The 12,119-nt window shown below is 32.5% G+C and carries 8 protein-coding genes and 1 tRNA gene; 6 read left to right on the top strand and 3 right to left on the bottom strand.

Features of this window, described 5'->3' with window-relative positions:
- The 4 genes from ftsZ to I130_RS12050 all read left to right on the top strand — a co-directional run.
- On the top strand, window positions 1-1,968 hold a 1,968-nt coding region (ftsZ, locus tag I130_RS12060), incomplete at its 5' end, for a cell division protein FtsZ (RefSeq protein WP_083932916.1).
- Window positions 1,969-2,058: 90 nt separating this feature from the next.
- Complete coding sequence (locus I130_RS12055; protein ID WP_034923404.1) at window positions 2,059-2,514, top strand: GatB/YqeY domain-containing protein; 456 nt, start codon at window positions 2,059-2,061, stop codon at window positions 2,512-2,514.
- Window positions 2,515-2,612: 98 nt separating this feature from the next.
- Entirely contained in the window at window positions 2,613-2,870 is a 258-nt protein-coding gene (locus I130_RS16300) for a GIY-YIG nuclease family protein (RefSeq protein WP_051119707.1), read from the top strand.
- Window positions 2,848-2,921, top strand: a tRNA-Arg gene (locus I130_RS12050). Before I130_RS16300 ends, I130_RS12050 begins: the two co-directional genes overlap by 23 nt.
- A gap of 384 nt (window positions 2,922-3,305) precedes the next feature.
- On the opposite strand, the gene I130_RS12045 is transcribed toward I130_RS12050, so the two are convergent.
- The 3 genes from I130_RS12045 to I130_RS12035 all read right to left on the bottom strand — a co-directional run bounded on the left by I130_RS12045 (window position 3,306) and on the right by I130_RS12035 (window position 9,658).
- The gene (locus tag I130_RS12045) at window positions 3,306-5,534 is read right to left on the bottom strand and encodes a DUF2357 domain-containing protein (RefSeq protein WP_034923401.1); all 2,229 of its coding nucleotides are present in this window, start codon (window positions 5,532-5,534) and stop codon (window positions 3,306-3,308) included.
- Window positions 5,521-7,785 carry an McrB family protein gene (locus I130_RS12040; protein ID WP_051119706.1) on the bottom strand — a complete coding sequence of 755 codons (2,265 nt, stop codon included), beginning with the start codon at window positions 7,783-7,785 and terminating at the stop codon, window positions 5,521-5,523. The genes I130_RS12045 and I130_RS12040 overlap by 14 nt, the downstream gene beginning before the upstream one ends.
- Window positions 7,786-8,218: 433 nt before the next feature.
- Window positions 8,219-9,658 carry a serine hydrolase domain-containing protein gene (locus tag I130_RS12035; protein ID WP_034923398.1) on the bottom strand — a complete coding sequence of 480 codons (1,440 nt, stop codon included), beginning with the start codon at window positions 9,656-9,658 and terminating at the stop codon, window positions 8,219-8,221.
- Window positions 9,659-9,997: 339 nt separating this feature from the next.
- Here I130_RS12035 and I130_RS12030 point away from each other — a divergent pair, with 339 nt between their 5' ends.
- Window positions 9,998-10,675 (top strand): class I SAM-dependent methyltransferase, encoded by a 678-nt coding sequence (locus I130_RS12030; protein ID WP_034923395.1) that lies wholly within the window; start codon window positions 9,998-10,000, stop codon window positions 10,673-10,675.
- A gap of 325 nt (window positions 10,676-11,000) precedes the next feature.
- Window positions 11,001-12,092: a mechanosensitive ion channel family protein gene (locus I130_RS12025; RefSeq protein WP_034923392.1), complete on the top strand. Its 1,092-nt coding sequence runs from the start codon at window positions 11,001-11,003 to the stop codon at window positions 12,090-12,092.
- The last annotated feature ends 27 nt before the right edge of the window (window positions 12,093-12,119 follow it).

Genomic DNA, 12,119 nt, shown 5'->3' with positions numbered 1-12,119 from the left:
AGTACAGAATTCGAAAATATTTCATTCGATTTACCCAAAAACCAATCCAACGTGATCAAGGTTATTGGAGTAGGAGGGGGTGGTAGCAATGCCATCAATCACATGTTTCAACAAGGAATCAAGGGAGTTGATTTTATAATTTGTAATACAGATTCCCAAGCCTTGGAAAATAGCACTGTCCCCAATAAAATTCAGTTAGGTGTACACTTAACGGAAGGTTTAGGAGCTGGAGCAGACCCAAAAGTGGGTGAAAATGCCGCTATAGAAAGTAGTGAGGAAATTAAACGCATGCTTGGTACCAATACCAAAATGGTATTTATCACCGCTGGTATGGGTGGAGGTACAGGAACAGGAGCTGCGCCTGTAATTGCCAAACAAGCTAAAGAAATGGATATCCTTACTGTTGGGATCGTCACTATTCCTTTTCAGTTTGAAGGGAAAATGCGAAACGAACAGGCTCAACTTGGAGTAGAAAATCTACGAAGACATGTAGATTCTCTTATTGTTATCAATAATAATAAATTAAGAGAGGTTTACGGAAACCTTGGCTTTAAAGCTGGATTCTCCAAAGCCGATGAGGTGTTAGCAACTGCATCCAGAGGAATTGCAGAAGTAATTACTCATCACTATACTCAAAACATAGATTTACGTGATGCCAAAACGGTTCTTAGTAATAGTGGTACTGCTATTATGGGATCGGCATCTGCATCTGGAGCAAGTAGAGCAAATGATGCAATTATCAAAGCTTTAGATTCTCCGTTGTTAAATGACAATAAAATTAAAGGAGCTCAAAATGTGTTGTTATTGATCGTTTCTGGTTCTGAAGAGATCACTATAGATGAAATTGGGGAGATCAACGATCACATTCAAAATGAAGCAGGACATAGTGCCAATATCATTATGGGAGTTGGTGAAGATGAAAGTTTGGAAGATGCAATTGCAGTAACAATTATTGCAACGGGTTTTAATGTAGAGCAGCAAAATGAAATTGTAAATACCGAAACTAAGAAAATCATCCACACCTTAGAGGATGAACAAAAAGCGGTTCACAATTTTGGTCAAAATAGATTTCAAAGACCTGCTTTTACTGAAGAAGAACCAGTAGAAGAAAAAGAGCAAAAGATCGTTCATACTTTAGAGGAAGAGGATGATTTTAAGGCTCCTGAAGTAAATGAAGATTTGCGTACTCCGCCGAGTGCAAGAATCATGGATGTGGAATATGAGGAAGTGACTTATAAAGAAGATGATTTTATAATTACAGACACTTCAGCCAAAATAAATAAACTAGAGAAGCAGGAAAGAGAAAAACTAGAAGAAGAAGCTGAAGATCAGTTTATGTTCACTTTTGATTTTCCTATAAATCCGAAACAAGAGCAAACTAGAGAAGAACCTAAGGCTGTTGAAAAGCCTCAAGGATCCTTTGAAGCTGAAAAGCCTAAAAATCAGAGAATTATCCATGACCTTAATGATGAGACCAAGGATATGGAGGTGAATGAGCCAATTGAGATTATTCCAGTTACAGAAAATTCTTCTACAGGAGAAAAGCGTTATAGTCTGGATGATTATATGGAAGTGGAGCAAATGCTTAAAAAGTCGAAACCTGTTCAGAAAAAAGTAGAAGAGGAAGAAGAGCATATTGTATTTGAAAAAAAGACAGTGGCACCTGAACCTGCACAGAAAAATTTATCTGATCACGATAACGATCCTTTTGACAATCCTATTTCTGAAGGCTTAATAGAAAGAGCTGCAGAGAGAAGAGCGAAAATGAAAGAATTCAACTATAAATTTAGAAGCAATGCTGCTCAAATAGATGAAATTGAAAAGCAACCCGCATATAAACGTGCAGGCATAGATTTAGACAATTCCAGAAAAGAAGAAGAGAAACTTTCCAGAACAACTTTGGGAGGCAATAATGACGATCTTAAGTTTAGAAGTAATAATTCATTTCTGCACGATAACGTAGACTAAGCTTAAATTTACCTTAACAATTAACCTGAAATTCCCCCACGAATTTCAGGTTTTATTTTTATATTCGCAGTCTTAATTAATACACTTATTATGAGTTTACAGGACCAGGTAATGACCGAATTGAAGGCTGCAATGCGTGCTAAAGACGCGGTTAAATTAGAGGCCCTTCGTGCCATTAAAAGTGGGATATTATTGGCGCAAACAGAGAATGGGTCTAAAGAGGAAATCTCTGAAGATGCAGAACTGAAGTTGTTACAGAAATTAGTGAAACAACGTAAGGACAGCGCTACGATTTATAAAGAACAAAATAGAGAAGATCTGGCACAACCAGAATTGGATCAAGCTGCAGTGATCGAGCAATTTTTACCAGCTCAGTTAAGCGAAGCAGAAATAGAACAAAAAGTAAAAGATATCATTGCTAAGACCGGAGCATCAGGAATGAAGGATATGGGGAAAGTGATGGGAATGGCTTCTGGAGAATTAGCGGGAAAAGCAGATGGGAAAACAATCTCCATGATCGTTAAGAGAGAATTAAGCAATAAATAATAAGCAATGATCATTGATCATTGGTCATTGATAATTGAATTGGCCGCGTGCCCGCCCGAACGTGCCTTATCGGTACGGGCGGGGCGCAGATTGAATTGATGTTCTTAGTATATATTATATATAGTTTAAAATTTGATCGTTATTATATTGGGATGACTGAGGAAATTAACCGACGTTTACTCGAGCATAATAACAGGAAAAACCAATCAACCAAGGCTTTTATTCCCTGGGAGGTTGTAAATATTGAGTCATTTGGTTCTAGAATTGCTGTTAGAGAAAGAGAGAAATACTTAAAATCTGCGGCTGGAAGAAGATGGCGAAAATTAAATATTAGGCCGCGTGGCGCAACTGAATAGCGCATCAGATTTCGGCTCTGAGGGTTGGGGGTTTGAATCCCTTCGCGGTCACGAATAAATAGGAAAGGAGAAAAATCTGTCGAGCTTGCTCGTAAATGATTTTTCTCCTTTCCTATTTTCAAAGCGGAGCTTTGAGGGATCACCGCAGGTAATCCTTCGTGGATTCTTTAGTTGTAGTTGTACCGCCCAAAATTTTCAGCGTTCCCTTTGTAGTTTCATTTAAAGATGTGTAATTGCTGAATTTCAATCATTTACTAGTAAATAAAACTTCAACTTAAAATTATAAATGCCATTAAGGTATGGCAATGGGTTGACTAAGGAGAGATTGTTGAGTATAAATGCTTCTTAAAAATTAAACAGTTCATCGATTTATTGAGATATACTTTTTGAGTTGTAATCTACAGTTCTTCTGAAGACCTTGGGCAGAAAAAACTTTCATTGCTTAATTTTTTTTGCCTTCATTAATTTAGTAAGAGTAGTGGTAAAAGGAAGACCTGCGGCTGACCTTATGTTTTTACCTAAAACAGTTGCCTTATACTCATCCAATTCTTTGAAATTCCATTGGACATCAATAAATTCTTTCATATCACTATTTTCATTCACGAATTCACAAACTAAATAATGTTCTTTTTTAGCATTTTCAAGACCCAAATCTTCTAATTTTTCTTTTGAAAATACTCTTATCCCGGATTTTATTTTAAATAGGTGTGTCGCTTCTGAATTGCCACTTTCTCTGATTAATAAAAACTTAGCGTTTACAACATCATTTTTGAATATTAGAGAGCCGGTTTCATCATTCATCCTAAAATTATAAAGTCCTTTTTCTTTATACCAATCTAGATTTTGCTTATTCTTTGCAAATCCAACCAAAACAAAGGTTTCATCTGGAATTAATTTTTCATTATTAAAGTATTCAGGTATTGGCTCATTTAATGAATCAGATTTTCCGTCTTTCGTAATTGAATAAGTTTTTGTGGCAATATTTTCTCTTTGTGTAGCCCTATTAAGAAAGTGATTTTTGATTTCGGTAATAAAATTAATAAGATGATTTATACCACTATTTTCTTCTGATGGTCTAATTGAAAATGCACCTAAACCTGGTAAAATTTCATGAAATCCCTGAAAATTAGTTGGCTTTTCATCTGTTCCGGGATATAAAATGTATGCGCCACCAGTTCTTCTTATCGCATCCTTATATGCATGCATTTTAAAAACATCTTCATTTTTAAAATTAGAGTTGTTCTTTTTGTCTTTGACTTTATATTTTGCATCAAAATGAATGTGCACTATTTGTTCTGTCTTTTCAGCCACCTTTATATCTAAATGCTTTGGCCAAATAGAAAGTGTATAGTCCGGGTCCATTTGCAACGTCCAACTACCTTCAACGGATAAATCATGGTTTTTACCAAAGGTTTTATTGTAACAAAACTGAATAGACAACTCTCTTTCTTTCGATTGGTATGACCCATTTAATGCAATTTGTCTACCTTCCTTAAGTTGTAAACCTAGTTTGTCATTAGTTTTATTAATTAGCTTTTTATACTCTTCAGATTGAATGCTAAAAGTCTCTTTAACAGCTTCTAATAATTTAAAGAATAACCAATACTCATAAAGTTTAGCAATATTTTTACTTCCTCCTGCATAAATATCTTCTCCACCTTCCCAAATTAATTTTGCCGCTAGATCAAACATCAGCCAATTTTTGAAAACTTCTCTATAGCCAGCTTTTTTTTGTAAAATAGGACTATTCAGTTTTATGGTTGTAGATCTAGAAACCTCCTTAAATAGATTGTGCTGTAGATGGGCTTCCAATTTGTTTGAAACGGATTGTGCTTCTTTATGGAGTCTTGAACCATTTTTACTTTTTAACTGAATCTCTTCACAAAAGAATAAAAATGATTCTAGCACATATTTTATAAATCTGTTTTCTGGTGTATCTGTGGTTTCTTCATTTATCGTTGCACCTATTTTTATTGCGATGGAATCAATACCGAAATTTCTAAGTTGATGATTGGATGGAAGCTTTACTCTATTTTGTGAATGAATAAGATTTCTTACCGCTCGACTGTTTAATTTTTTTAAACTTCTAACATCTTTATTTTCAGTTTTAGTAGTCCAAGTAGTTACAGGTCCCTTTATAATTTGATGGATTGCAACCTCAAAATCTTCTGTATCAATAATTGATTTAACAAAACAGAATTGCTGATAAAGTGTTTTAGAGTCGGTATCAAAATCTATTTCTAGAGTTTGATTTACAGGGGAATTTGTTTGTAAAATTAAATCTGTAGCGTGTTTAGTTATAGATTCTAACATAAATCTATAATCTTTTCGGTAAGATGTTTTAATTGACTGAACTTCTAATTTGAAATCTCCTCTTTCAATTCCATTTTCAAAAATTGGAATAGTTAAAGTGCCAACATAAATATTTGGACTAATTCTTCCTTCAGAAGGATTAAAGTTGGACACTTCTATTACTTCACTGTTTTGTAGGCTATAACCTTTTGTTAATTTATATTGATAATAACAGCCCTCAATAATTTGATGTTCGGCTTCATTATTTTCGGCCGCATCTGAAAGTTTAAAAAGAGTGTCAGGAATTATTGCATATAACTCAATATCTAACTCTTTAACTATATGTCCTAAATGTATTTTAAGCTTCCGCATAGCTTGCAAATCCGTTTTCTATAGCATTTTTATACATTCTAGCTATTTTCTCAAAAGACAAACTATATTTAATCTCATTTTCTTCTTCAATTTTGTAAACTCCTCTTTCATCAAAAATTATATTTTGCTCTTTTTCTAAACATTTTTGAGCCAATAGGTTTAACGTTTTTAGTAATTTCCTTCGGGATCCATGCAGTTTGGGTAATAGCTTTTGCATAATAGCAATGTCTATTTTTTCATTTTCTTTTGTTGAATAGGATGGATTTACTAAATCAATTTTCGAAAACAAGGTTTGAATTTCCGAAGCAGTTCTATATCCAAATTCTGCTCCCAGCTTTTGTAATTCTTTAAAGAAATTTAATAACTCTAAATTCAATTGAGTGAAGTCATTATTATTAGTGCTGTTTTTAGCAATTTCAACAAATGAATTGCCCATTTCAGCTCCCATTTTTGCAATAGAGGTTATTTCTTTTCCTTCCATCAAAAAACTTTCAATCTCCGTTTCATCAACCCTAAACTCAATTACATTGGCTCTATCTAGCACTTTAGGACTAAACATATAAGTAGTTTCATCTATATTAACTGTACCCACTACAAAAAAGTTTTTGGGCCATGCGAATTCATGTGGAACGCCTGATTTTTCATTGTCTCGATCGGAATGTAATTTAAAATTGTCTATAGATTCCATTACACTTAAAAAGTCAGCAAAATAACGCTCTACATGACTTAAGTTCATTTCATCCAGGATAAGAAAGTATGGTTTATCCTGATCTTTGTTTGCTCTTATAATAAGTTCTAAAGCTCCATTTTCTGGAAGTATATATTCGTTATTATCCAATGCATTTACGTAGCCAAGTAAAGGTTCTCTATTAGTCCAATCTGCACCTACCGGAACAATACAGTATTGCTTTTCTTCTTCACATATCCATTGGGCAAAACATTGTGCTAATTTTGTTTTTCCTGAACCCGATAAACCACTTAATAGTACAAATGGTTTAGTGGTCAGGGAAGAAATATATCTTGTGATTAATTTTGTTGAATATTTTAACCCTGAGATTACACAATCTTCGTGGAAAAGAGAGAGGTTGAAATCAGCTGCTGCTTTTATTTTCTTATTACCATCCATATTAATAGATAAATATTGTTGAATAATTTCATTTAAATCACTATCTAATATATCCTTATCAGGAAGATTATTGGTGTTATAAATTTTGAAAACAAATGAATCTCCGTACCTGTCGGGTTTATCTAGAGAATTGTCTCTGAAATGATCTTTTATTTTTATTGGGTTATTTATTTTCCATTCTATTTGAGGTTTGTTTGTTTCACTAACCCCGTATGCTAAAACAAGTTTGTCTATATTCTTATAAAATAAATAAACAGGGTAAATTCCTTCACTCGTTGTAAATGGTTTTTTAAGAAAAGAAATCCAAGGAATACGAGCACTCATACCTTGACCGAAACTCACTTTTACTTTGGTCCCGTTATATTCATCATCAAAATGTTTCGTTTTAAGATTATCTGTTTTTGCTTGATCTAAAAAATTTATTAATTGCTCTGAATACGATTTTGATTTCTTTAAGGATGTTTTCATTTTGTCAGTCCATTCCCATGCTACATATGATAATTCATAAAAAGGAATGTCTGTTTTGGACCTGATCTCATTTAGGAGAGAGGTGTATTCTGAAAATGAATTAAATTTTGGATTAATATTTAAGAATTTGGTAATGTATTGTGCTGTTGGACCATTAATTGGAAAATACCTAACCGGGTCAATATAAAATAGAGCTTCTGTTAGTTTAGTCTTACCTACACATTTAATGGTTAATACGTCTTCAAAATCAGCATTAACCAAGGTATTATTTAATGCTTTAAAAAAGAATGACCATAATCTAGAAATCTCCTTGTTTTCTCTATTATATTTATATGGGAATAACCATACTTGTTGAGCTTGTGCAGAAGGAATTCCTTTTTCGTCTGAAGGAATTGAAGCATTTATTTTTTTTGCTATTTCCTTTAAATAGTATAGCCTTTTTCGACCGCCATATTTATATATATAGCAAAAGAATGTAAAAGGATCGATTTCTTCTAGTTCTATAAATTGATCTCCTGGTTGATCTTTATCATTAAAAGGTGTAATACCAATTGATTTTAATAGCTCAATTAATTCAATCTGAGAGTTTTCTTTGGTTTTAAGGTAATCTGTTATTTCTCCATGAGTTTTAACCCAAGTAAAATTTTTATCAGCCATTCTCTGTTTTCTTCTATGTTAATTTAGCAATAGATTTAATATGTAAAACTTCTTATTTTTTTGTAAAATATCACTTTAAACTCAATTGCTTGCTATTTGCTGGTAACAAAATTTGTAAGATCTTATTTAATTTTGAGTTGTGAGTTTTTAATATAAGTTATACCCTATAAGTTGTAGGTTTGTTAGAATATTAGAATTTGAATAACTAATTATGATCTTATAGTTGCTGTAGACCAATAGCTTGTTTTATGAAGAAAAAAGTATTAATTACATAAATTGCGTTGAATTCTAGAAAGATAGGGCACCTAGAATTTTCTATTCACAAACCTAGCTTATTTCTATAAGCAAAAGGAAAATGAAGCTTTGGAAAATACTACAGATTTCCTTAGTAAGACTGAGCCCGGGCAATTGATAATAGACTTTCTTGTGATACCTATTCTTCTATTTTAATTAATGTAAAGCTATTGTCAACAATAAATCCTTTGTCTTCTTCATCAACTATAAACTCTATGACTGTGCCACTTTCTAAATCAATAAATTGTTTTTCTGTTAAAGGAATAAGGTTTAAATCACCGATAGGTGAATTGGGTATAAAAAGATTATTCCCTTTTAATTTAACTTCTAGAATTATATTTTGCTGTTTAAATTCATATTTCCCCGTAAAAGGCTTTAAAGCAGTTTCAGACAATTCAATAACTTCAACTGTTTTAAATTGGCTTATTGACCAATTATAATATTTGGAAACTGCATTTTTGATTTCTGATATTAACTTGCCTCCATTATCAGCATTCGTCATTACTATTACTGCATCACCTCGATAAGCATAGGCAAGCATATCGTTAGTGAAGCCTGCATTTTTTCCGCCATGAGCAAATATTAAGGAATCTTTTTCAGATTGTAATGAAGGTCCAAGTCCCCAATTATTTTTATGTTTTGTGAGCATTCTTTCTATGGTTTCTTTTGTGAGAACTCCATCTTTTTTTCCTTTTAAGATATCTTGTATTTCTATACAATACAATGCTAAATCTGATGGGGTTGTCCATAAACCTGCAGCTGCCTGTTCCGGGTAATTATGCCATAAGCCTTTTATTAATTCACCATTTTCGTCATAGGCAGCACTAATGTTGCTTTCAAACTCTTTAGTTATAGGTTGTTGATAGGTGCTATTTTTCATCCCTATAGGAAGCAGAATGTTTTTAGACATATATTCCTCGAAAGATTGCCCACTAACATCCTCTACAACTTTCTCCATTAGGGTATAACCACCTCCAGAATATCGCCAAATGCTTCCAGGTATAGTGTCGACGACTATTTTTTCTGTGTTTCCATTACCATTTAAAACATCAATTATGTCGGGGAAATTATCAGTTTGTTGGTAACCTGGAAAACCATGAACTGTCACTCCTGCGGTATGGGTCAATAGTCTTTCGAGTGTTACTTTTTCAGTTTTAGTGAATTTATTTTCAGGAATCTGCCAATTTTTTAAATAATAGTTGACATCTTTATTTAATTCTAAACTATCATTCTCCAATAGTTTTAAAGCAGACAAAGCAGCCACAGGTTTACTTATGGACCCAGCCTGGAAGAGAGTATTAAAATCCACTTTGTTTCCGCTTTCGGTATTAGCATAACCATAACCTTTTGCCCATTTTATTTTTCCGTTTTCAACAATAGCAATACTCACTCCAGGAACTTTATAATAATCCATTCTTTTCTGGATATTAAATCTCTGAATTGAATCTCCTTTTATTTGAACATTTTTAACAAGGCCATTTTCAATGGCATTTATTTCTGACAGGATTTCGGTTTCCTTTTGAGCAAAGCAATTACTGATTATGCTAATTGAGAAAATAATAAAAAAGATATTTTTCATAATTATGATTTTTAATTACCTGCACTGCTTATAAAATTAGACTAAAATATATTCGTCTCAAACCAGCTTGGAATAAAAAACATTGATCTTATAAAATTAGCTGAATTCTAAAAGCTAGGACATTCAGAATTTTTATTTTTCAAACTTGAACTATTTATTTTGAAAAAATTGCATTTTAAGATAGGATTCTCGCTATTTATTGGTGATCAAAGTTGCAAAAATGTTTATCATTTATGAGTTGTTAGTTTTTAATATAGGTTATACCCTATAAGTTGTAGGTTTGTTCGAATTTACATTTAAAACTATAATCTTATAGTTGCTGTAGACCAATAGCCCTTTATGAAGAAAAAAGAAAATAAAACTAAAACAATAAAAAATCCTTGGCCCACGAAAGATGCTATGGAGCAGGTTTATGAAATGAAACTTTGGGGAAGCGGAAATTCTGACTTTTATTCAGGTTTAGGGTCTCACGATCCTGAGGTAGTTAATCCATATATAGAAGTTTTAAGATCATTTTTAGCCTCTTTCAAAAGTCCCCTCAGGGTTTGTGATTTGGGATGTGGAGATTTTAATGTAGGGAAAGAATTGGTTAGACATACCAAAAACTATGTTGCAGTAGATATAGTAGCAAAACTTATAGAACATAACAAAGCAAAATTTAAGGATGATAATTTAGAATTCCGATGTTTGGATATTGCAGTAGATAATTTGCCTTCTGGGGATTGTGTGATCTTAAGACAAGTATTGCAACACTTATCTAATGCTGAGGTAAAGAATATAGTTAGTAAACTGAAGAATTATAAATATGTTATTCTAACAGAACATTTACCTGATGGTGCTTTTATACCCAATAAAGAGATCATTTCAGGTCAAGGAATTAGGCTAAAAAAAAGAAGTGGTATAAATTTATTAGTTGCGCCATTTAATTTAATTATAAAAGAAGAGAAACAACTGTTGTCTATTATCCCAAAGGACAACAAAGGGCTTATAGTGACTACACTTTATAAAATCTTTTAGAATTTTAGTTGAAGCATTTGTAATACGATGCTTCAATAAATATGTAGCAAATTTCCTTGTTGTGATACAAAATACACTTCTAACAAGCAGAGAAAGACTACAGATAAAGAATCTGTTTTTCTTCCTAAAGAGAAATTCAGGAGATTGTCTTTACCTCTTATAGGGATAGCAGATGTAGAAATAGATGATTTTCATACAACTCCTCCTAATTGCTTATAATTTAATATTTAGCGATTCTATTTAGGTTGTAATGTATAACTTGTAAAACTAAGTTTACATTGAGGAACCTATTACAGATTATTAGAATTAATATTTCAGTACAATTATGAAAGATCTTTTTATCAACTACAAAACAGATATCATTTGGGTAATAGGGGTTGTGGTAGTTGTTCTGTTATTGCGATTACTAACCAGAATATTACACAGATGGTTGCTCAAAAAAGAACATGAAAGATTTCCTCGAGAAAAACCAACAACGATAAATCTTGTAAGTAGAATAGTTAATACCCTTTGGCTTATTTTAGGCTTAATAGCATTAAGCTTTGTTTTTGTTGAAAGAGACAAAGACGCCATAATTATAAAGAAATTTGAAATTGTTCTCTATTTAGGAGTAATAACTATTGTGACCATAGTAGCTGCTGCAAGTACAAATATTTGGTTCAAAAAAAGTATAGAAAATAAGATCACAAATAAAAATGATCCTACTAGTTTTAAATTTTTACGCTATGTTTTTGTAGTAGTTATTTATTTTGTGGGAATCATTCTTGGATTATTAATATTTCCTTCTTTAAGAGGAGTAGCACAAACAGCTCTGGGGGGAGCAGGGGTTTTAGCTATAGTTATTGGGGTTGCCTCTCAGGAAGCCTTGGCAAATCTAATTGGAGGCGTTTTTATTATATCATTTAAACCTTTTAAAGTAGGCGACCTGGTAAAAGTTACAGATACTATGATTGGAAATGTAACCGACATAACATTGCGCCATACGGTGATTAGAAATTTCGAAAATAAGATGATCGTAATCCCTAATTCCATTATCAATAAAGAAAAGCTGATTAATTACGATATGGGGGAACTCAAATGTTGTGAGCGAATAGAAATAGGAATTTCTTACGATAGTGATATTGATTTGGCTAAAAAAATAATGCAGGAAGAATGTGAAAATCATCCTCTTATTTTAGATAATAGGTCACTTTTCGCCAAAGAAAATGGTGACCCAATGGTTAAAACAGCAGTTATTTCTTTAAATGATTTTTCGATAAGCATACGTGCCTGGGCCTGGGGAGAAAGTTTCAGTGATTGCTTTGAACTTAAAACTGCAGTACTAGAAAGTATCAAAAAACGATTTGATAGGGAAAGCATAGAAATTCCTTATCCATATAGAACTATAGTTATGAAAAAAGATAAGGAACCTGTTTAAAGAATGTATTCTTAAATTAGTTATCTA

The organism is Gillisia sp. CAL575 (assembly GCF_000403785.1).
GTDB lineage: Bacteria > Bacteroidota > Bacteroidia > Flavobacteriales > Flavobacteriaceae > Gillisia.
The sequence above is the reverse complement of the archived record's forward strand: the minus strand, read 5'-3'. Positions and strand labels throughout refer to the sequence as shown.